General features: G+C 51.5%; 15 protein-coding genes. 3 read left to right on the plus strand and 12 right to left on the minus strand.

All coding sequences use genetic code 11. The features are described 5' to 3' along the window. Positions 1 to 236: 236 nt before the first annotated feature. On the minus strand, positions 237 to 461 hold the full coding sequence (locus ACFPPD_RS23815; protein ID WP_209743957.1) for a hypothetical protein: 225 nt from the start codon (positions 459 to 461) through the stop codon (positions 237 to 239). Between the two features lie 549 nt (positions 462 to 1,010). On the opposite strand from ACFPPD_RS23815, the gene ACFPPD_RS23820 reads away from it, so the two are divergent. Then, entirely contained in the window at positions 1,011 to 2,690 is a 1,680-nt protein-coding gene (locus tag ACFPPD_RS23820; protein ID WP_378083619.1) for a cache domain-containing sensor histidine kinase, read from the plus strand. Then, positions 2,662 to 4,062 carry an extracellular solute-binding protein gene (locus tag ACFPPD_RS23825; protein WP_209743963.1) on the plus strand — a complete coding sequence of 467 codons (1,401 nt, stop codon included), beginning with the start codon at positions 2,662 to 2,664 and terminating at the stop codon, positions 4,060 to 4,062. The genes ACFPPD_RS23820 and ACFPPD_RS23825 overlap by 29 nt, the downstream gene beginning before the upstream one ends. Before the next feature lie 103 nt (positions 4,063 to 4,165). Here the strand turns inward: ACFPPD_RS23825 and ACFPPD_RS23830 are convergent, their stop codons facing one another. Beyond that, positions 4,166 to 5,482: an ABC transporter substrate-binding protein gene (locus ACFPPD_RS23830; RefSeq protein WP_209743966.1), complete on the minus strand. Its 1,317-nt coding sequence runs from the start codon at positions 5,480 to 5,482 to the stop codon at positions 4,166 to 4,168. A gap of 126 nt (positions 5,483 to 5,608) precedes the next feature. Here ACFPPD_RS23830 and ACFPPD_RS23835 point away from each other — a divergent pair, with 126 nt between their 5' ends. Continuing rightward, on the plus strand, positions 5,609 to 7,438 hold the full coding sequence (locus tag ACFPPD_RS23835) for a sensor histidine kinase (protein WP_209743969.1): 1,830 nt from the start codon (positions 5,609 to 5,611) through the stop codon (positions 7,436 to 7,438). Positions 7,439 to 7,462: 24 nt separating this feature from the next. Here ACFPPD_RS23835 and ACFPPD_RS23840 read toward each other — a convergent pair whose 3' ends face one another. From ACFPPD_RS23840 to ACFPPD_RS23885, 10 genes are all read right to left on the minus strand, one after another. Further along, a complete protein-coding gene (locus tag ACFPPD_RS23840; RefSeq protein WP_209743971.1) occupies positions 7,463 to 8,452 on the minus strand; it encodes a GGDEF domain-containing protein in 990 nt (329 codons plus the stop codon). A 120-nt stretch (positions 8,453 to 8,572) separates the two neighbouring features. Further along, entirely contained in the window at positions 8,573 to 10,705 is a 2,133-nt protein-coding gene (locus ACFPPD_RS23845) for a putative bifunctional diguanylate cyclase/phosphodiesterase (RefSeq protein WP_209743974.1), read from the minus strand. 33 nt (positions 10,706 to 10,738) lie between these two features. Continuing rightward, positions 10,739 to 12,742 (minus strand): methyl-accepting chemotaxis protein, encoded by a 2,004-nt coding sequence (locus tag ACFPPD_RS23850; protein ID WP_209743977.1) that lies wholly within the window; start codon positions 12,740 to 12,742, stop codon positions 10,739 to 10,741. 39 nt (positions 12,743 to 12,781) lie between these two features. After that, positions 12,782 to 13,753 carry an HD-GYP domain-containing protein gene (locus ACFPPD_RS23855; RefSeq protein WP_209743980.1) on the minus strand — a complete coding sequence of 324 codons (972 nt, stop codon included), beginning with the start codon at positions 13,751 to 13,753 and terminating at the stop codon, positions 12,782 to 12,784. Positions 13,754 to 13,774: 21 nt separating this feature from the next. Next, entirely contained in the window at positions 13,775 to 14,077 is a 303-nt protein-coding gene (locus tag ACFPPD_RS23860; RefSeq protein ID WP_209743984.1) for a LuxR family transcriptional regulator, read from the minus strand. 24 nt (positions 14,078 to 14,101) lie between these two features. Further along, positions 14,102 to 16,225 carry a methyl-accepting chemotaxis protein gene (locus ACFPPD_RS23865; protein WP_209743987.1) on the minus strand — a complete coding sequence of 708 codons (2,124 nt, stop codon included), beginning with the start codon at positions 16,223 to 16,225 and terminating at the stop codon, positions 14,102 to 14,104. A gap of 52 nt (positions 16,226 to 16,277) precedes the next feature. Beyond that, positions 16,278 to 16,637, minus strand: a complete 360-nt coding sequence (locus tag ACFPPD_RS23870) for a response regulator (RefSeq protein WP_209743991.1) — start codon at positions 16,635 to 16,637, stop codon at positions 16,278 to 16,280. A 15-nt stretch (positions 16,638 to 16,652) separates the two neighbouring features. Then, positions 16,653 to 17,048, minus strand: a complete 396-nt coding sequence (locus tag ACFPPD_RS23875) for a hypothetical protein (RefSeq protein WP_209743994.1) — start codon at positions 17,046 to 17,048, stop codon at positions 16,653 to 16,655. Continuing rightward, positions 17,035 to 19,440 (minus strand): putative bifunctional diguanylate cyclase/phosphodiesterase, encoded by a 2,406-nt coding sequence (locus ACFPPD_RS23880; protein WP_209743998.1) that lies wholly within the window; start codon positions 19,438 to 19,440, stop codon positions 17,035 to 17,037. The genes ACFPPD_RS23875 and ACFPPD_RS23880 overlap by 14 nt, the downstream gene beginning before the upstream one ends. Beyond that, the gene (locus tag ACFPPD_RS23885) at positions 19,437 to 21,830 is read right to left on the minus strand and encodes a putative bifunctional diguanylate cyclase/phosphodiesterase (protein WP_209744001.1); all 2,394 of its coding nucleotides are present in this window, start codon (positions 21,828 to 21,830) and stop codon (positions 19,437 to 19,439) included. The genes ACFPPD_RS23880 and ACFPPD_RS23885 overlap by 4 nt, the downstream gene beginning before the upstream one ends. Between the last annotated feature and the right edge of the window lie 53 nt (positions 21,831 to 21,883).

Below are 21,883 nucleotides of genomic sequence, written 5' to 3' on the forward strand. Positions count from 1 at the left end.
CGTGCGTCGGCCGTCCGCGGGGAAAGGTCTCTACAGCCGCTTGCTGCAAACCCGTTGCCTGAATGGTAAACCCTCGGCAAGGAGGCAACGGGTTTGCAGAGGCGGACGCTCCGCTCTTCCGAGACCTTTCCCCGCTCCCGGCCAAGTGTGACTCTGTTACTTGTTATCCCATTTCACTGTCATACACGCGCAGTCCATCGCTGCAATACGCTCGCAGCCTGCGGGGAATCATCCTATCACTCTTTCTTATTCCTATCTTTCACGATTGCCGCGTCCGCTTTCTCTTTGATTGCTTTCACCGTTTCGTCCAGAGAACGTTCGCCGACGTAACCCAACCTGTTATCGAAGAACGCTTTCGCGAGGTCGTCCACGGTTACGCTGCCGTCGGAAAGCCCGGCAATTTGCTTAATCGAATTGTCTTGGGCAGCCGGGTTCGCAAATGCAGGCAGAATTCCGCGCATGTTAGCTGCATACTGCGCCTTGGATTTGACTTACTCCAAAGCTTCCTTCGGATGAGTCAAACGTTTATAAACGGCATAGTTTTAGGTAACGCCGAAATTATTCGTCCCTGTACCGTCCACCAAATCCTTGTCGGACATCTGATGGAAAAGAATTGTTCAAAGCGACCGCCGCCTATTACGAGGAGTATCAACGGGTCATTTGGGACGCATCGGAGTATCTTGTAGAGGAGCTTTACATGAAGGTCGTTGACCAATCAACCGGAGATCAAGTAAAAAAGCTAGGGTCAACAGTTACAAATCATGAATTAATGGCATTAATTGACTAGGCGGAGTTTCGCCAAAGTGATATTTTACCGACTTGACTGACGAAATGATGCGACCTGGGTAAAATTTAACCCGAATATTGTCGATAAAGACAATATTCTTCTTGTTTGAAAATGATAACAGTCTGCACATATGCGAGGGCGGAATCAGAAAATGCGGCCTAAAATATCTCGCTTCAATACGCTGCGCAACCAAATGCTGTTCGGATTTCTGGCGGTCATGATCATGATTCTCGGTATCGTCGGTTATTTGACGTTCCGTGCGGTTGCGGCGATGTTGACCAACAACGCCGCAACGATCATCCAACAGACGGCAGTTCAGGCCAACGGGCGGCTGGAGGGCATCCTGCGGCAACTGGATTCTCTCACGACCCAGGTCGCGACCAATCCATACGTCCAACAATTGCTGTTAAATGAGAAAGACGGGCACCACGCCACTTTTCAGCAGCGCCAGATGCTTCACGCCACGATCAATACCATTTATCAGTTCGCGGACGGCGTCAAATCCGTTGAATTATACAGCTACAGCGGTCAAAGGTTGTATCCGCTTGACGACACCAACCTGAAGATGAAAGTAAGCCGGAACTGGATAAACCGGACAATAGAAGCCCAGGGAAGTATGGAGTGGTTCGGTATTGATCCGAATGATCCGAACTCCCTCCTGGCTATCCGACTCGTGACGTTGATCGACCAGAATTTCTCCCCGGGAGGTTATCTGTTGCTTCGGATCAACCGCAATCTGTTTGCGCTGAAGGATCCGGACGGACAGGAGGAGGGGCGCAACCAGATGCTGCTCGTTGGCGGGGACGGCAACGTGATCGCCTCCACGCTGGCGCAGCAGATCGATCCTCCCCAGATTGCGGACATGCTCCAGTCTTCATTGAAGAAGGCGGCGATCGGATCTCGGACTTTCATGGTCGTGCGCCAAAAATCGGAAATCACCGGCTGGACGCTGCTGATCCTGACGCCGGTCGATGAGATCACCAAAGGGATTTCCGTGCTGCGGCACGAGATTTTCATCTCGGCTGGCATCGGTTCCTTGCTCTATGCCATGCTAGCGTTACTTCTCTCAACCGTCATCACGAAGCCGATCTTTCGCTTGAGCCGCACGATGCGCGGCGCTAGATTCGGCGTACTCCGTCCTGTTGCCATGCCCTCGTCTACGATCGAAATCCGAGAATTGAATCATTCTTACAATGAAATGGTCGAGAATATCAACAATTTGATTACGCTGGTATACGAAAAAGAGATTTTGCAAAACCGGAGTGAGTTAAAAGCGCTGCAGTCGCAAATTAACCCGCATTTTCTGTTCAATACGCTGGAAGTGCTGTATGGTTCGCTGATCGACCGGAATGAAGAAGGGTTGGCCGATTACGTACTGGCCATGGCGGATTTGTTCCGCTATACGATCACGAATTCCAATCAGGACGAATGGGTCACGATTCGGGAAGAACTGGATCTTATCAAGCAATATTTGCTTATCATGAAAACCAGGTTAGAGGATCGTCTGAACTGGCACATCGACGTCCCGCCGTATCTCACGTCGTACAAGATCCCCAAGCTGATCATCCAGCCGGTCGTGGAGAACGCCATCAACCACGGCGTGGCAAGCAAGATGGATCCGGGAACCGTGTCCGTCAGCCTTAACTTGTCAGAAAATGAAAAGGATCTTGTGATTCATGTTAAAGACAACGGCGACGGAATTGACGTAGATATGCTGGCTGCGATCAATCGTGCGATTCAGCAGGGCAGTGTCTTATCCGCCAAGGGTACAGGTATGGGTATCGCCAATGTTCATCGTCGCATTCAATTGTATTATCAACACAGCTCACGGACCAAAGGCATTGACATTTCGAGTCGGAAAGGTGAAGGAACGCATGTCCGGATTATCGTCCCATACGAGTGAAAAGAGGAAACCCAGAGTGAAAAGAAAGCTATTGGCAGCACTAAGTCTATTGCTGGTACTGATTCTGGCCGTTGCAGGATGCGGAGGCCCCAACAACGGCAAATCAGTTTCCGAAGATTCGATCGACAAACCGTCCTCCCTGGCGTCCAATCGCGATGGCACGGACAAATCCAGCGAGAAGATCACGCTCAAGCTGATGCATCTGTGGCCTGAAGATAGCGCCGCTCAATACAAGGTGGTCAGTCGGATCATCGACGAGTATCAGAAAGCGAACCCGAACGTGAAGATTCAGACGGATATGTTGGCGAATGAGCAGTACAAGAGCAAGCTGAAGATTCTGGCGGCATCCAACGAGCTACCTGATATCGGCTTTACCTGGGCGGCGGGCTTCATGACCCCGTATGTGAGAAGCCGCATGTTCGCGCCGCTCAATGATATTGTGCAGGGAGAGTTCAAAGGCAAATTCGTTGCCGGCACGGTGGAAGCATACTCCTACAACGGGAACGATTACGCGCTTCCGATCGAGCTGAACATCGTTCCGATCTTTTACAACAAATCCATCTTCCAAAAGTACAATCTGCAGCCGCCGAATACGTACGACGAACTTCTGAATATCATTCGAACGTTGAGGGGCAACGAAGTAACGCCCATTACGTTGGGCGGCAATGATGGCTGGCCCGTTTCCCTTTGGTACATGTATCTGGCCGACCGAATCGGCGGGCCATCTCTGTTGGATGAATCGGTTGCACACCGCACGTTCACGGACCCCGCGTTGATCGCAGCGGCGAAGAAATCGCAGGAGCTTGTCGACATGGATGCGTTCAACCAAGGCTTCATCGGGTTGTCCAACGATGAGGCGACAGCCGTATTCATGAACAGTAAAGCCGCGATGTACATGACGGGATCGTGGGAAGTGCCGAACTATACGATGAACAAGGCCTTTCCGCAGGAGTTCCGCAATCAGATCGGTTTTTTCAAGTTCCCGACGATCGACGGCGCGAAAGGTAACGTCGACGATTGGGTCGGCGGTCCGGGCGTCGGGCTATTTGTCTCCCAAAACTCGAAGCATATGGACGAAGCGAAGCGATTCGTCGCCTTCTTCGTCAAGAAGTGGGGGGAGATTTCGGTAACGGACGCGGGCATTATTCCGGCTACCAAGGTGGATACGGACGCCATCAAGCTTCCGCAAATGTACATCGATCTGCTGAACGAGCTGAACAATGCGAAGAAGGTTACGCTTTATCTGGACGTTCAAATGAATCCGGTCGAGGCGAAGGGCCATTATAACCTCATCCAGGAGTTGTTCAGCAAGCAGATCACGCCGGAAGAATTCGCGCATTTTCAGGAGAAACTGCTGAAAGACGGCAATTGATCGATCTTGTGAACGGCGCAGCTTGGCACGCAGCGTGCTATTTCGGCCAAATCACCTCGACTCGTCACTGTAACACGCTCGCAGCCCGCGGGGGATCATCGTATCACTCTTTCTTATTCATTTCTTTCAAAATGGCCGCATCCGCTTTCTCTTGGATTGCTTGCACCGTTTTGTCCAGAGAGCGTTCGCCGCGGAGATAAAGATCACTTTCCTGCAAAATGATCGTGCTGTACTCCGCTGCCGCTGGGCCGATATTTTTTTCCTGTACATAACCCAACCGGTTATCGAAGAACGCCTTCGAGAGGTCGTCTACGGTAACGCTGCCATTGGATAGCTCGGCAATTTGCTTAACCGACTCCGCTTGTGCAGCCGGATCCGCCAATGCAGGCAGAATTCCGCGCATGTTGGCAGCGTACTGCGCCTTGAATTTGACATACTCCAAAGCTTCCTTCGGATGAGTCGAACGTTTATTCACGGCATGGTTGTAAGCAACGCCGAAATTATTCGTTCCCTTGCCGTCCGTTGGAATTTGCGTAACGCCCCACTTCCAATCTTTAGGGAAATCCTTTGAATTGGTAAGCAGTCCCGTGTACCAGTTGCCGATAAGGTGCATCCCGTAATTCCCGGACATAAACCCGTCCCATTGCAGCTTGTTTGTTTGGTAATCCAGCCAACTGGGCTGAATCTTGTGGACATTTCCTAAATCCCCGAAAAATTTCAAACTCTCTTTAAAGATCGGATCGTCATAATTGGATGTGCCGTCCGCCTTGTAAGCGGAAATATTATGTTGTCGCGCCAGCATGAACAGATAAATATCAAAATCCAGCATATAGGAGCCGTAGATTCCCTTGGACGGATCGTTTAGTTTTTGCGCCGTATCAATATACTGCTCCCAAGTCCATTCGGATGGCGGATAAGGGACATCGGCATCGTCAAATATCTTTTTATTGTAAAATACGGCCCACATCGACACGTTGTCAGGCAGGGAATAAATTAGCCCTTCGTACTTGGTTAAATATTTGCCATGGATTTGATCCGCATCGTAATGATCGGCTTCCAATAACTCGTTTAACGGCAGCAAGTAACCGTTTTTCACGTATTTATCAAGCGGCAACGGATTGGTTAATGGGATAACGTCGGTCGTGGAGGCGGAGGAAGCGAGGTCCATGTCTATTTTCTTGTACATATCGTCGCCCGGAACGACATCATACTCGACTTTGATTCCGGTCTTGGCGGTAAAAGCGTCATTGATTTTCTTTTCGATCTCATTATTCGCCGTATCCGCGCTGATGTAGACTTTGATCGAGGTCTGCGGCTTAACGGTCACGGCGTTGCCGGTATCCGAACGGCAAGCCGATAGGACAAGGATCAAGACCGCCGATAATAAAAGCGTAATACACGCACGAGAAAAACGCTTCATTTGGTTAACTCTCCAATTTTTGATTAGTTATTATGTCATATTTTATCAGTGTTTGTGGTGTTTTCATAGTTAATGTGGTGTAATTATGATGATTTGCAGCAGACGGCAAAGAGGGGGAGCGCAAGCATGAAAGGTCTGGGTCTGGGCGTACAGAGGAACATGTTTCTGATCTTTTCCTTGTTGACTCTCATTCTGATCGTCGCTTCGTTCTCGTTCTTCTATTCCTACTTGGCCAACCGTTTGAAAAACGATGCCAAAGCGAATATGGAGCAATTAACGACCAGCATGTCTGAACGAATCGACTTGTTCTACGGCGAGCTAAACCACATTACCTTTCAAATTATCAATTCGCCCGATTTGCTCGAAATTATGGAACAAGCGGATGAGTCCGACAATCTTGACAATTACTTTGGATGGAATACCCAGATCGGACGAAAAGCAAATAATTACTTGGCCACGATTAAAGGTCCTAATAATCATGTATCGCGTATCCGTTTATATAATAATCACGGAGATTATACTAGCTTAGGAATGGCTCCTGAAAACATGGATGCGATTCGTTCACATTTGCAAAGTCGATCCTATCAGGAGTTCTACCAACGGATCATCGAGAACGATAACATCCACTTTGTCGGACCGCATGCCGATCCCTTTGCCGAAAATGAACCCGGGCAGGTCGTTTCGTTTTACCGGGTGTTTCGCAATTATTTGGAGACATTCGGCATTATCGAAATCCAGCTAACCGTTCCGGAATTCGCGGCGACTCTGGGCATTACCGATAACGCCGACTTGAAAGCGTACATATTCGATAAGGACGGGCAACCGGCGTATCAAAAGACGGGAAATGGGCCGCAAGAAGAGATTACTTTAGATAGATTGCTCGATCATTTCGTAGCCGACAACGAAAAATCCGTAAACTTATCCGAAAATGTCATCACCTATCGGCAGTCTGTCGCAAGCCAATGGCATATTTTCCTCGCGGAACCCAAATCCGTCTTGCTGGCGCCAGTCAAAGTCGTAGGCAGGCTCATCGTCATCGTCAGCTTTGCTTTCATTCTTCTAAGCCTGATCATGATCTATATGATTTCCAAACAATTGACCAAGAGAATGCGCAAGACGGTCGACTTGATTCGGGAGGTTAGCCTGGACAATCTTTCGCTCAAGCTTGATCCTTCCGTAGACGAGATTCATCTCATTAACAAAGCTATTACCGGCATGTTCGAACGCTTAAAGGCTTCGATGGAAAAGGAAGTGCAAGCCCATTCGCGTGAATTGAGAGCTCGCATCAACGCTTTGGAATCGCAAATGGATCCGCACTTCCTATACAATGTGCTGTCGGTCATCGGTTCGGTCGGCGAGGACGCTGGCGTGCCCAAGGTCATGGAACTGTGCGAGAAGCTCGGGGCTATGTTCCGGTATACGTCTCAGCATCAAGACAAGGAAGTCACCGTCCACGATGAGCTGACGTATGCGCGGCTTTATTTGGATCTGATGAAAGTCCGTTTCGAGGACCACTTCCAATATCAAGTGGAGATAGATGAATCTTCGCTCTCTTCCAAGGTGCCTCGTCTGATTTTCCAGCCCCTAATCGAAAACTGTTTTCGCCATGCGTTTCGGAAACCCGCTCCGCCTTGGATTATCCACCTTGCGTTGAAGCAAACCGCAGATCATCATTGGCTGTTTGAAGTGAAGGATTGGGGGGATGGATTCGATCCGGCTGCATTGGACAAGTTTCAACGAAGGATTGAATCCTATGATCGTTACAATGCCAAGGATAAAAGGAATGTCCAAGAATTTTCCGGGAATGAAGGCGGTGGCGGTGTCGGCCTTTTCAATATCTTCATGCGCTTGAGACTCACTTATGAGGAGCGGGCTTTTCATGAAATCGTAACCAATCGCCCTAACGGAACGATCGTTCGAATCGGGGTGAAAAGAACGAACATCGAAGCGCGCTAGGGTGAAGTGACCAGAGGGGAATCATCATAAAGAAACAACCCGGTTTCGTCCCGTTCTTTTGGCCTCGTATAGGGCATTGTCGGCCGATTCCAACAAGCTCTCCCTACCGATATCGGGGTAAGTCGCCACGCCAATCGATGCCGTAACCTGCAGGCGCGTCCGATCTGGCAATTGAAACGCAAATCCGCGCACACCCTCGCATATCGCTTCGGCCATTTTACGCGCATGCGCTCGGGGGCATTTTTCCAAGATAACGATAAACTCTTCCCCGCCCTTTCGGTAAACAGCATGTTCAGCTCCCGCGTAATCGACAAGTACCGCCGCGAATTGCTTTAGCACCTCGTCTCCCGCTTGATGTCCGTAGGTATCGTTTACTTTCTTGAAGAAATCGATGTCGATCAGCAGCACGGACAATGAGGATTGTGCGGCTGCCGCGTGCCCGACGGCATCGTTAAAGCGGATATCGAAGGAACGGACGTTCATAAGCCCGGTCAAGTGATCTTTGGTCGCTTCCTTTTCGTATTTCAGAAAAAGGGATTTCGTCTTGTCCAGATAATGAATGACATATGCGATAATAACCCCGCCGACGAGGTAAACAGGGAGAAATACCGGGATGACCTCGATGCTTTTCTCCCGCAACAGCAAATAAACGACGATCGCCGGCAAGACGGCCGAGAATGTCAACAGATAAACCCATGCTTTACGGTAATCCCTGACATAACGCACGATCAGGCCGCAGCCAATGCCTGTAATGGTAATCGAAATCGAACTCAACGCCGCGGCCTCGGTCAATCCTCCAAACAGAAGAATGCGGCCTGCCGCAATGATAAGGCTCGCCAAAACGGAGGCGTGAAGCCCCCCGAAAATAGCAGCGCAAACGACCGCGAGCGAGCGCAAGTCCATGATGACGGTCGGAGAAACCCTGATGCTGATCAGCATTTGAACGATGCCGAGCAGTCCGAAAATTCCTCCGATGACGAGCTTGGACTTCCGCGTTCGATGTGAATGCAGCAAGGTTCCTTTAGAAACCTGCATCACGATAAAAATCATGGTCGAAAGAAGGGAGAAATTAGAAATCAAGTCCCTTGCCAAAACCATCAACATCACAACTTTCGTATGTCATTCGATTTTTTCTCAAGCCATGCGCGTGTCGGCAGCGTTTATGACCCTAACGAGCCACTTTTCGAACTCTTCTGGCGGCAGCGGCCGACTATAATAGAAGCCCTGGATTTCATCGCAATCGCGGTCCTTCAAAAAATCAAGCTGTTCCTTTGTTTCCACGCCCTCGCAGATGACCTTCAAGCCCAGATTATGCGCAAGCGCGATCATCGCGGTGACGATCGCCGCATTGTCCGGATTGACCGTTACATCCTTGACGAACCCTTTATCGATTTTAAGAACATCGAGAGGCAGATGGGGCAAATAACTAAAGCTGGAATATCCCGTGCCGAAATCGTCGAGCGCGATGCTTAATCCGCTTTTCTTCAGCTGATACAACGTATGGTTGGATAATTCCGGCGTCTGCATGACGCTGCTCTCCGTTAATTCCAGCTGCAGACAAGCCGGATCGACCCTGTACTCCGAGATGATATTCCGTATCCGGGATATCAGATCCTTCTTCTCGAATTGGCGGCTAGACAAATTGACCGACACCTGAATCGGGCGGAATCCTTGGGCTTCCCAAGCCTTCAATTGCCTGCAAGCTTCGGACAGAACCCACTCTCCCAGCGGCACGATTAGGCCGGTATCCTCTGCGACGGGAATGAATTGGGCGGGGGAAATCATCCCTTTCGTCGGGTGATTCCAGCGGATCAACGCCTCCGCTCCAACCGTTTTCCCGCTGCGCGTATCGATCTTCGGCTGATAAACCAAGAAAAATTCTTTCCTCTCGATTCCCCTTCTCATATCGTTCTCGATCGATAGCCGCTCCAGCAGCTTATCGTTCATATCTTCCGTATATAGATGGAGGTCGATTCCCCGCTCCTTTGCGAAATACATCGCAGTATCGGAATTGCGGATCAACGAATCGGCCTCCGTTCCGCCGTCCGGATAGACGGCAATTCCGACGCTCGGGGCTACAAAGAGTTCGTATTCGTCGACGTTAACCGGCTGATCGAAGGCTGACAGAATGTTTTCCGCTTTTTGTTGCACCTCATGAACGGATGAAACCTTGCCAAGAAAAATCACGAACTCGTCCGCGCCGGGCCTGGCCAGCAAGTCGTCTCGATCTAAGCATGCTTCCAAACGCTTTGCCAGCTGTACGAGCAGTCGGTCGCCCACGGCATGTCCAAGACTGTCGTTTACGTTTTTGAACCGTTTGATGTCGAGATGCAGCACGGCAGCCGAGTAAGCCGAACCGAACGGGTTGGTAAGCGCCTCTTGAAGCCTCTCCCGAAACAGCGCGCGGTTCGGCAAACCGGTCAGCGCATCGTAATAAGCCAGATGGCGCAGCTCTTCCTTGTGCCGGCGGAGTTGGCGCTCCACGACGTAATAGGCGCCGGACGCAAACAGGACGTACATAATCAAAAGAAGGAAAAAGACGACCCCTGTCATCCTGAGTCGAGTCTCGGCTACATTTTTCAGAAACAGGCTCCCGTCAAAATCAAGCCCCAAAACGTCGATCTGACGTCCATTCGAACCCATAATCGGGACAAACGCGCTTATCGTCTGTCCCCACTGGTCCTCTGTCACTTTGGCCTGAAATGTCGGTTGCCCCAGAAACGAAGCTTCCAGCTCCGGAATCCATTCCTCGTATACTTCGCCGATTGGAACTCTGGACTCCAGCTCGCCGCTGATGCGTCCATCCCGGTTATAATCCGTCTCGGGTCCCAAAATAAAAACGCTCCGGCCATTCTCCAGCTTGCGGAGGGTATAGAAGCTGATGATCTGCGGATTAAGCTTCATCCAGTTAATCATGGTCCCGATCAATCGCACATAATCCGGGTCGTCGGGCGGAGTATTCAAGCCGAGCATCCCATATCCCGAGCTGGACATCTCGTAAGCCAGAATCGGTGCGTTGCCCGACAGCATGCCTTGCGTCCGATCGAATTCTCTTTTTTCCGCATATTGAACCAGGAACCATCCGCCGAACAGCACTAGAACCGAAATGGCACCCACAACCAAGTAAACCGGTCGCGTTCTCCGGATTTCCATCTCAGCTAGCCAGATCTTGCGCACGAGCAGAATGACTATTAGCGTGAAAATAGTCATGACGCCCGCAAATATCATGTAATCCCGGTTGCCTTCAAGAAAAGAACTTATGCTCATCATGACAGCCTCCTCTTCTTATATCGGCAGGGACTATCCGAATTTGAATTGATTGGTTGCCATTCGCAATTGTTCGGCCACCTGCTTGAGGGAATCCGCGGAAGCCGAGATTTCCTGCATGACCGCCAACTGTTCTTCCGTCGCGCCTACTACGCTTTGCGTGGCGTCGGCCGACTCCCGAGCGATCGCTTCGCTTTCCCTGACCGTGTCGGCCACCTTCTCCGACAACGCCGTTAATTGATGAACGACCGACGATACCTCCTGGAGCTGGCTATCGATGCTTCTGACCGATGACATAATGTTTCGGAAAGCTTCACCGCTTTCGGTAACGGCGGCAATTCCGGATTGCACTTCATCCGTGCCCTCGGCCATGGCATCGACAGCCTGTCGGGTATACGACAATACTTCCTCCACCATTTCCGAGATTTTCCTGGCGGAATCTTCCGATTGCAGAGCCAGCTTTCGGACTTCCCCTGCCACAACGGCAAATCCTCTACCATCCTCCCCGGCTCTCGCGGCTTCTATCGCGGCATTAAGGGCCAGCAAGTTCGTTTGGGAGGCGATCTGGGTTATCAATTCGGTGATGTTCCCGATTTCCTCGGATCTCTCTCCAAGCTTTTGGACAATGTCCGCCGAACGATGTACGGCGACGCTGATTCGGTTCATTTGGCTGACGGCATGTCCCGCCAGCTCGTTTCCTTGCTCCGCTTCACTAGAAGCCAGCTGCGAAGCCTCGGAGACGGCAAGCGAGGTCCGCTCGATGCTGCGTATCCCGGACATCATGTCCAATACGGCGATAACGCTTTGGGAGGCCCCTATTACCTGTTTTTCCGCGCCTTGGGCAACCGCGGTTATCGCTTCCGCTATGTAGTTCGACGACTGGGAGGTTTCTTCCGCGGCCATAGAAAATTGCTCCGAGGAAGCGAGTACGCGTGCAGTCGTATCGCCTATGCGCGAAAGCAAATGGTTTAGCTGCCGGATCATGCCGTTTACGGAGGAGGCTATTTCTCCGAGTTCATCCTTGCGAAGCGCTAATTTCTCATCCGCATGCCCGACGAGCGATCCTTTGGATACCTCGCGGAGCAGCGCCGCCAAGCGCCGAAGAGGAACCAGAATACGCCTACGGACCATCACGCTTAGCAAAATCAATAGAAGAAACAGTATAGAGCCTACGGTCAAGCTTAACGTAAAGATCGAATTGGCGACGTTCGTACTGGCTTCGGAAGGAATCGTCGCGTACAGGACAGCGATCGGTTTCCCGTCAATTCCTTTCAGGGAGGCAAACGCGTGCGAAATTCTCCATTTGTCCTGCCTCGTTACTTCCGATTCCGAGTAACCGCCGTCTTCGAGCGCCTTCGAGAGACGGGGCTGCAAATCCGCCTCCCGAACGTTCCCGCTGGTCGATAAGAAAGGACCATTCTTGGCCAGCACGACGATCTCCGCCTGCTTCTGCAGGATGTTCTTGATCCCTTCGACCGCCTCCACATCAAGCAGCCTCCCGAAAACAAGCGCGCCCGGCGAAGGAGCGTCTCCGGCTTCATTCGTAATTCTGGAAACGGCGATTACCGCGAGCCCCTTCGAAGTTATAACCAAGCCGGAAAATCCGCTTTCTTGTTCAAGCCGTTCCGATATGGAAGTATATGCCAACTTTTCCGTAAAAACCTCTACATCTCCCGCCTGCGACAAAATCGTGCCGTCCGGGTTTAGGGTGGCGAGAAAATGCAAATTGGGAACGATATCGACCGCCACGTTGACGTTTTCTTGTAGCCACTCGGCATCCTTGCTTGCAACCGCAACGCGATTCTCTTCCCAGTAGGAATTGGTTTTCGTTACATTAAGCAAGTTGCCCCCCATATCGTCAAGCAGCTTTTGCGCCGCTTGGTTCGTATTTTCGGCGTGCTCCTTCTCTACTTGCGTCAAGTTGTTAAGCATGGAAGAGTAGAAATAGGCGCCGATGGCCGAAATCGGAAGAATTAACAGCAGCGAAAGAAACACGATCAATTGGGCGGTTAATGAAAATCTCTTTTTCCGGAACATACAGCAGCTACCCCTTTCAACCTTCAGCTTATCCGATTGTTATCCCGCTGTTATTAATACGGAAGGATGATCTGTTAAAAAAAGCTCCTCGCCTGTCGCGAGCAAACGGATGCAGGGTCTTTGCAGATGATCGATAATGCGGGTCACAATCGCCTCTTTCCCGTCCAACTGCCGAACCTTCGTGCCCGGCGGATACGCGGGAATCGACTTCACGAAAGCGGAAACGACACTCTCCGAGTATTTGATTCCGTTCTGCCCCATAATCACTTCCATCGCTTCATGGGGCGCTGTTCCTTCATCTGCGATTAAATGATCGTACAGATCGGCAACGGCGCAAACTTGGGCGTATTCATGAATTTCCTTCCCCGCCAACTGCCGAGGAAATCCTTTGCCATCAAGCGTTTCATGGTGCTGGTAAGCGATATGCGCGGAAAGCAAGCTGATTTCGCGTATGGCGCGAATGATTTGAAAGCCCGTTTCCGGGTGAGCTTCTTTACTTTTATCTTTGGCTTTGCCAATATCGTGAAGAAGGACCCCGACGACCAGATCCCTAAGCTGCAGTTGGTTGTAGCCCAGCTGTTTGCCCGTTTGCAAAGACATAATGGCAACGTTGACGGCATGAGCGTAATCCTTCAGCTCGTCAGCCACCATAGCGGATGGGACGGGCACAATGATCGGACGGCGCGAAGCTTCATCGATCAGCTTCCCCGCTTTCTGCAGCAAGTCGCGCAAATTGATCGGCTTGCCCGTCCGGACGGCTTCATAAGCAGATTTGACGCAATCGATGACATCCAACCAGGTCGGCATGTCCAGCAGCTCTTCCATCGTAACGCCTTTGGACACGGCATCCTCCACGATCAAATTAGTGATGCCGATATCGATCAGGCGCTCCAAATACTTGGGATGAATCGTATTTCCTGCCGCTAGCAAAATCCGCCTTTTGCCGTCGTACACCGGCTTGGCGAGCTGCATCGTTTGCTCATTGTACTCTTGGATACGGATCAATCTCATAATGTACTCTCTCCAATTCCTCTATCGGGTTAGACCGTCGTTCATCGAAATAAAGATCATGGAAAAAAGCTTCCGAATGGAGCCGGTGCCTGCTTTTTTCATCATGTTCGAGATATGGATTTTGACCGTTTTTTCGCTGATTACGCACCTTTCGGCGATTTCACGGTTCGTAAAGCCATATACGGCGAGCAACTCAAGGATTTCCGACTCGCGCGGCGTAAGGTCGAAACTTCCCGCGACAGATCGCACCGCCGTTTCGACCCCTAAAGTTCGAGAGCTTGTCCGCTCATGTTTCACTAACGGGATGACGATTGTTCTTTCCATTCTTCAACACCTTCAATCTTTGGGTTAAATGTTAAATCTCCCAATAGCCGACTGCAAAGCTTCCGCCATTTTCGCTAAATCCGCAGCCGAATTGGACATCTCTTCCATCGAAGCATTTTGCTCTTCGGCGGATGCAGCCACATTCTGCGTATGGAATACGGAGTTCTGCGAAATCTGTTCGATCGCGTTCATACTGTTCGCCATTCCGGCGGTTCCGTGCGAAACGTGCTCAATAGACCCCGAGATTTCCCGCATATCGGTAGCGATCTGCTCGATTGAAGAAAACATATCCTTAAATAGCTCTCCCGATTTCGCAACCAACGTTACGCCGTCTTCAATCGCCGATTTCGCGTCGTGGATGGAGATGAACGATCGATCCGACTCCAGCTGAATCTCGCGGATGATAACCTCGATTTGTTGGGCGAAGTTAGCGGATTGGTCCGCCAATTTGCGAATTTCACCCGCAACGACCGAGAAGCCTTTCCCGGCCTCGCCCGCCCTGGCCGCTTCAATGGAAGCATTGAGCGACAACAAGTTCGTTTGTCCGGCGATATCGGACATGGTGGAGAGAATTTTGCTGATTTCTTCGGACTTGCGGGTCAGGTGAGCGATCGCCTCTTGCGTCAGATTGGACTTCTCTTGAATGACCTGCATCTGATTCATCGTGCCGGTTACGAGGGCATGACCCTGTTCGGCTGTTCCGGAAGTGGATTGCGCCGAACCGGCGGCGCTTTGAATGGTGAGCAGCATCGCCTCGACATGGTTTGCGATCCCATCGGCCGTTTCCTTCGAATTCTTGACCGTCGAGAACTGGGATTCGGCCCCTTCAGCCACTTCGTTGATTGACACGGCGATTACCTCGGAAGCTTTGCTCGATTCGTGAGCGGCTGCGGTCAGTTCCTCCGAGGAAGCGGCGACTTGCATGGAAGCGTCGTTTACGTCCTGAATGATGGACTTCAGGTTGTCCGCCATCATCTGGGCGCTTCGATACAATTGACCGATTTCGTCTTTGGATTTATGCTCCATCCTCTTGGTCAGATCGCCGTTTGCAATGTCATGCAGCATCCCGGAAATTTTTTTGATCGGATTGCTGATGCTCCGGGACAGGATGAACGAACACAACAATCCGGCAACGAGAAGGATGAACAAGATGACATAACCGGTCAGTTGCAGCGAAGAGGTCTTGTCTTTAATCTCTTGCTGGGAAGCGACGAAGCCGGGGATCCGGTTAAATAAAATACCGCTTACTTCCCCTTTGTCGGTGAGCAGCGGAATCAGGTAGGATGCGTAAGGTTTCCCGTCCAACTCCACGTTTTTGATTAACGGCTTCGATGATTTTCTCGCTTCTTCGAGCACCGGCAACAATTGCCGATAAACCGGCTTCTGTTTCGCTAAGACAGACAAATTGGCGGCTTTATCTTTCAGCTTTTCATGCGAATCGGCGAAGAGGAGCTTGCCCAGATTATCCTTCTCCACGTCAGTCATCACATAATAATCGTTATTGTTAATCAAAAATAAGCTGCTCGCAGTGTCCGTCGAGTCGGAAACGACCTGCAGCATCGGTTTATATGTTTGTTTTCCCACGACAACGGCTCCGATCACCTTGCCGTTTTCCTTGATAGGCGCGGTAATTTGCAGCTTGCCGTCTTCTTCGTTCACTTCCCAAGAGGACACCGTCCCGCCGGTATCGAGCGATTTGTTGGTCGAGCTGTAGTTCAACTGATCAAAGCCGTCGAAAGAAGGATTGGACGGGCAAGCCAGAATAGGCGTTCGGCCGTCGGATGCACGGTCTTCCAGCTTCGTCAACCAGATCAGGTCGATTCCGAGCTTGGACTTGTATTCCTTGGCGGGGCCGTCCAGCAACCGATGAAGCGTACTTTTATCGTTTTCTTTGATTGCTTGCACCACTTGCGGGTTGGACGCGATCTGCTCCGCAACCAGCACGGACGTCTGCGCGATATTGGCGACTTCGGAATCGACCCCTCTTTTTATCAGATTGACCTTTTCGCTTAGTTGGTTCGCCAATAAGTCGCTTGTGTAACCGGAAGTCTTGTTTAGAGTCAATTGAATGAGAATCAGATTGACGGTCAGGATCGAAACAATAATCAAAACGACAAACGACATAAGCTTCCACTGAATAGATCTCATGCTGTCTCTTCACGCCTTCTATATTGAGATTTGTTAATCAACGCTTTCCGTTCTACCCCAAAACCTTCATGACCGCTTCGAGCACCCTTTCCGGCTGGAACGGTTTAATGACAAAATCCCGGGCGCCGGCCTGAATGGCCTCGACAACCATCCCTTGCTGTCCCATGGCGGAGCACATAATGATCTTGGCGTTCGGGTGCTCCTGCTTGATCAGCCTGACGGCTTCGATTCCTTCCATGACCGGCATGGTAATATCCATCGTCACCAGGTCGGGAACCAGCTTGCGGTATTGCTCGACCGCTTCCGCACCATTGGCAGCCTCGCCGACCACCTGATGCCCGCCTTTCGCGAGCATCTCCTTCAGCATCATTCTCATAAATGCGGCATCGTCTACAACCAGAATTTTCGCCATGTTCTAAGGTCCTCCTCAGTCGATTTCATATAGCCATTGACCGGCTTCTTCCAGGTTGGCAAAGTGGCCGAATACGATCGGAATACTCCCCGCTCCGGCGGAAACTTCGTTATACAGCGGCTTGGTTAAAATATGTACCGGTAAAACCGCGGCCGCGAACCTGATTTCGGATTGCAATAATCTCGGATACATATCGTTAGAGGCCCATTGCCGATCGTCTTCCGCGATTTCAAACAATAGACGGGTGTCATACAGCACCTTCTTGGCTTGCCGAAGATTCGCCAGCTCCAACACTTTCTCCATGGGCGTTCGAAAATGATCGCCATGAGCATCTCTTATCCATTGCAGGACGGCGGCTTCGATGATATCGTTCCATAAAACCTGCGCAAACGGCGAGTCATAGTACACCATCCGTTTCCCTCTCTTTCTCGCCGCTTTCCAACAGCAGGGCGTCGATTCCCTCCGCAGGCATTGGCCGGCCATATAAATAACCTTGCGCTTGATGACACCTGAACCGTTTCAGGAGATCGAGCTGGGCTTCGGTCTCCACGCCTTCCGCCAATACTTCCATCCCCAGCCGGCGGGACAAGCTCATAATCGTCCGGAAGACGGCCGCATCCTTGCGGTCCGTGTCGATATCGCGAATAAGCGACCTATCGATCTTGACCGTGTGAAACGGGAAACGGCTCAGCATACCCAACGAAGAATATCCGGTGCCGAAATCGTCGATGGATAACCTGACTCCCAGCCTTACGATTTCTTGACATACGGCAAGCGTCTGCTCCAAATAGTCGATGGCGGTGCTTTCCGTTATTTCAAGGCACAGGTTGCCGGCCGGAAAATCGTATTCCTGCAGCAACTCGGTCAAACGGTCGGCCAGACGGGGCTCCCTGAACTGCCGGGCGGATAAGTTGACCGACATGACCAGCCCGGTACGTCCGCTCTCCAACCATTGCTTCCCTTGGGCAACCGCCGACCGAAGGACCCATTCGCCGATCGGGACGATCGCTCCCGTCTCTTCGGCCATTGGAATGAAGTCGGCGGGCGAGACATGCCCGAGCTTGGGAGAATGCCAGCGCAGCAGCGCTTCGACCCCGATGATCCGGTCGGCTTGCAGGTCGATTTGCGGCTGGTAATGCAGTTCGAATTCATTATGCTCCAACGCGGTTCGAAGTCCGTTGACCAGAACGAGCGTTTTTTCCGCCGTATCGCTCAAGGCGGGGACATATTTCATGTACCGGTCCCTTCCATTGCTTTTGGACCTGTACATGGCCATATCCGCATTGCGGACGAGCGTTTCAGCATCGATGCCGTCCCTTGGCCCGATGCTGATTCCGATGCTTGCCGTCACTTGGAGCGGCTGATCCATCACGGCATATGCCGGTCTCAGCTTATTAATCAATTCCAGCGCCATCGCGTCGGCTTCATACTCCGTCTGCATGCCGGGGAGCAGCACTCCGAATTCGTCCCCTCCGAGCCGGGCTACGCAGCCATACTCCGGGACGGTTTCCCTCAGGCGGTCCGAAACCGACAGCAGCAGCTCGTCCCCCGCATAATGTCCAAGCGTATCGTTAATCCACTTGAACTGGTCCAGATCGATCAGAAATACGGCCAGCATGCCGTCCGACCGTTCCTGTCTCCGGAGCACTTCGTCCAGCTTCTCATAAAACCGCCTCCGATTGGCCAGCCGAGTCAACGGATCGTGATTGGCCTGAAAGAGCAGTTGCCGTTCGTTTTTTTTCTGAGCGGTAATGTCATACACCGTTACGTGTGCCCCGATTTGGCCTTCCATTTCAAAAAAATGAATTTGTACGTTAATGTCAAAGCTTTGCTCCGACCGGTTCGTCAATCGCAGTTCCGTGTAGTACGGCGTTTTCTCCAGCCAACGCCGCTTGATCTCTTCGCTGGAAAACAAGAATCCTTCCAAACGGATATAGTCGGTGTACGACGCTCCCTTCCAGCTCATATCCGCGTCATCCTCGATCCCGATCATGCGCAAATATGCCGGATTCGCATCCACGAATCTCCAATTCTCGTCGAAAATCACAATACCGTGCCCGGACTCCCGGAACAGCAGCTTGTACCGCTTTTCCGGCGCGGACAGGAAATCGTAATGAACCATCGCATACCAGATTGCCCAGCAAAAGAACATATTTGCGTATGACATCATCACATGGAGTTGCAAGTAACTTGACAGCGGAAACATCGTAAACAGAAGCGGACATAGAACCAACCACAATACCATAGCAAGGCAGGTCTTCATAAAGAGAGTCACATTCGCTCTTTCCTGAACGAGCCACGGTTTCGACTTCAATCTTCGAAATGCTAACCACAGGTGGATGTAATACGTAGCAAACGAATATAAAGTACTAGCGACGATGAGAAGGTTCAGTCCGTCGCTCCTCTTCACTGTTCTCCAAATCGTCTCCTGCTGCACCTCGGTCCCGAACCAAGAGCCTCCATAACCTATGCAAACGAGACCAATCAGAGGCAGAAGCGCACCGGCTTGGTACCATACCGGGCGAACCGGCGAACGGCACAGCTCCTGCAGGAAATAAATCCCTACCGACATATTTATGAATCCGGCACCGATTTTCACATACAGATAGACACCGGCAGCGGCATTCATAGAAACGGTCTGCAGCAGTATATCGCCAAGATAGAAGACGGCATTCGTCAACAGAAGCGCAGCCGCCAAGCGGTTCATCGCGCTTCCGGGATTTCGCTTGTAGATTTCCGCAGAGCCGAGCATGAGAATCATGAATGGGACGAACAGGAACAGAAACAACTGCAAGTCTTTCATTCCCGCTCACCCCTACCGAGAAGATGCGCCTTCCCGAACTCTGCGGCCGGAACCGGGCGCCCGAGCAAATAACCTTGCACCGAATGACAGCCGAAACGCCTTAGCAATTCCATCTGCCATTCCGTCTCCACCCCTTCGGCCAACACTTCCATCCCCTTATTGCCGGATAATTTCACGATGGTCTGAACGACATCGGCATCATAGGGATTCGAATCAATGTCACGTATGAGCGATTTGTCGATTTTTACGGTTCGGAACGGAAAACGGCTGAGCATGCCGAGAGAGGAGTACCCGATTCCGAAATCATCGAGAGCAAGCTTCACGCCCAGCCCGACGATTTCACGGCAAACCTGAAGCGATTGCTCCATGTCTTCGATCGCATAGCTTTCCGTAATTTCAAGGCAAAGATTGCCCGCCGGAAAATCCTGCTCCATCAGCATCACCGCAAGCAGGCCCGCAAACTGCCGGTCTTGAAGCTGCCGAGGCGATACGTTGACGGATAGGAGCAGTTCGGGCAAGCCCGATTGAATCCACCGTTTTCCTTGCTCGATTGCCGATCGGAGGACCCATTCGCCGATCGGGATGATAGCCCCGGTTTCTTCCGCGATCGGGATAAAGTTGCCCGGCGGCACCGGCCCCAGCTCCGCGGAATGCCATCTGAGCAACGCTTCTACGCCAATCAGACGGCCAGTCCGCAGTTCGAATTGCGACTGATAGTGGAGGGTGAATTCATCCTTCTCCAAAGCGCTTTTGAGTCCGTTGATAAGTATGTTCGTCTGTTCGGCAGCCATTCTCTGCTGCGGCTGAAACTTCCCGTACCGGTCCCGCCCTTCTTTCTTCGAGCTGTACATGGCCGTATCCGCATTCCGGAGAAGCTCCTCCGCGTCGCTTCCGTCCCGAGGGGCGAGGCTGATCCCGACGCTGGCCGTAATTTGAAAATGGCGCCCGCTAAGGATGAAGGCTCCTCTCAGCTTCACTATCAATTCCCTGGCGAACGCTTCCGCCTCGTACTCCGAGCACAAACCCGGAAGCAACAGTGCAAATTCGTCCCCTCCCAACCGGGTCAGGCAGCCGTTATCCGGAACAACCTCCGCAAACCGCTCCGCGACCGAGCACAGCAGCTCGTCGCCGGCGTGGTGGCCCAGCGAATCGTTGATCCATTTGAAATGATCCAGATCGATCAGCAGGACGGCAAGCATTTTATCCGTCTCCTGAAGCCGGTTCAGCTCCTTCGTCAGCTTTTCATAGAACCATCTTCGATTTCCGAGTCGCGTGAGAGGATCGTGATTGGCCAGAAAAGCCAGCTTTTCTTCGCTTGCCTTCTGGGCGGTGATATCCTGGGTCATCGCGAAAGCCAGGATCTCTCCGTCCAATTCGAAATACGAAACCGATTTGTCTACGAAATAGGATTCGTTTATCCGGTTGGTCATGAGCCTCTCCAGCCTGAGCGGTCTTTTATCCCGAAATGCCTCGTTCATTTGACGTACCGCGTCTCCGTTGTCTTCATAGGCCGCGTAATTTCGAATGGGAGAATTTCGCCATTTATTATCGGGCAGATCGGCTATCCCAAGCATGCGGAGATAGGCCGAATTGGCATCCAGGAGCATCCCTTGATCGTTGAATATCGAAATGCCGATCGGGGACCGGTTAAACAGGACTTTGTAGCGGCTGTCAGTCGAAGACAGGAAATCGTAACGGAGCACCGCGTATCGAAACGCCCAGCAGTAAAATAGGGTTGGGTACGATGATAGGAGATCGAAATCCACATATGGATTGGACCAGGGAAGCGGCTTTAACACAAATTGAAGCACCGCTATCGAGACCATGGTCAGGGCGACAGCCCAAAGAAACAAGCGAACCCGTTTCCTCTCCTCGGCAAGCCACGGCTTTAATTTCAACCGGCGAAGAGCCAGCGCCAGGTGGGTGATATAAACCGCAGTGGCATATAAGGTGAACAACGCCAGCACAAGAGCTAAACCATCGCTTCTAACCTCCGTCCGCCAGACGGTCCCCGGCAGCACCGCAACGCCAAATTCGGATGCGCCCGAAAGGAGACAAGCGATGCCGGCCATCGGCGGCAGCGCTGTCAGGTGAAGCAATGCGGGCCGTATCCGGGATTTGCAGAATAGCAGTACGAAATATAACCCGGCCGACAAGTTCACGAATGTAGCCACATATTTAATGTACCGGCTAGCGAAAGGCGCAAGATCCAACGGCATCGTCTGGTTGAAGAAGTTACCCAATATCATCAAACCGTATGTCGCAACGCAAATCGCCGTTAAGCGGTTCAGAACGTTCTCCCTATTCCGCAAATAGATCTCCATTGCCAGATATAAGGGGAGCAAGGAAGGAAGAAATAACAGAAGATAAGGGATCAAATGTGCGTTCACTGAGATCGGCTTCCTCCCTTTATCCTTAACTCCGCCATGTCGTCTCTTTCCCC

Source organism: Cohnella suwonensis (genome assembly GCF_042655365.1).
GTDB classification, from domain to species: Bacteria; Bacillota; Bacilli; order Paenibacillales; family Paenibacillaceae; genus Cohnella; species Cohnella suwonensis.

Coding starts and splice junctions, on each gene's coding strand:
- ACFPPD_RS23835 (WP_209743969.1), top strand. CDS start 5,609: ATGAAAGGTCTGGGTCTGGGCGTACAGAGGAACATGTTTCTGATCTTT.
- ACFPPD_RS23855 (WP_209743980.1), bottom strand. CDS start 13,753: ATGAGATTGATCCGTATCCAAGAGTACAATGAGCAAACGATGCAGCTC.
- ACFPPD_RS23870 (WP_209743991.1), bottom strand. CDS start 16,637: ATGGCGAAAATTCTGGTTGTAGACGATGCCGCATTTATGAGAATGATG.
- ACFPPD_RS23865 (WP_209743987.1), bottom strand. CDS start 16,225: ATGAGATCTATTCAGTGGAAGCTTATGTCGTTTGTCGTTTTGATTATT.
- ACFPPD_RS23875 (WP_209743994.1), bottom strand. CDS start 17,048: ATGGTGTACTATGACTCGCCGTTTGCGCAGGTTTTATGGAACGATATC.
- ACFPPD_RS23820 (WP_378083619.1), top strand. CDS start 1,011: ATGATTCTCGGTATCGTCGGTTATTTGACGTTCCGTGCGGTTGCGGCG.
- ACFPPD_RS23860 (WP_209743984.1), bottom strand. CDS start 14,077: ATGGAAAGAACAATCGTCATCCCGTTAGTGAAACATGAGCGGACAAGC.
- ACFPPD_RS23850 (WP_209743977.1), bottom strand. CDS start 12,742: ATGTTCCGGAAAAAGAGATTTTCATTAACCGCCCAATTGATCGTGTTT.
- ACFPPD_RS23830 (WP_209743966.1), bottom strand. CDS start 5,482: ATGAAGCGTTTTTCTCGTGCGTGTATTACGCTTTTATTATCGGCGGTC.
- ACFPPD_RS23880 (WP_209743998.1), bottom strand. CDS start 19,440: ATGAAAGACTTGCAGTTGTTTCTGTTCCTGTTCGTCCCATTCATGATT.
- ACFPPD_RS23825 (WP_209743963.1), top strand. CDS start 2,662: ATGTCCGGATTATCGTCCCATACGAGTGAAAAGAGGAAACCCAGAGTG.
- ACFPPD_RS23845 (WP_209743974.1), bottom strand. CDS start 10,705: ATGAGCATAAGTTCTTTTCTTGAAGGCAACCGGGATTACATGATATTT.
- ACFPPD_RS23815 (WP_209743957.1), bottom strand. CDS start 461: ATGCGCGGAATTCTGCCTGCATTTGCGAACCCGGCTGCCCAAGACAAT.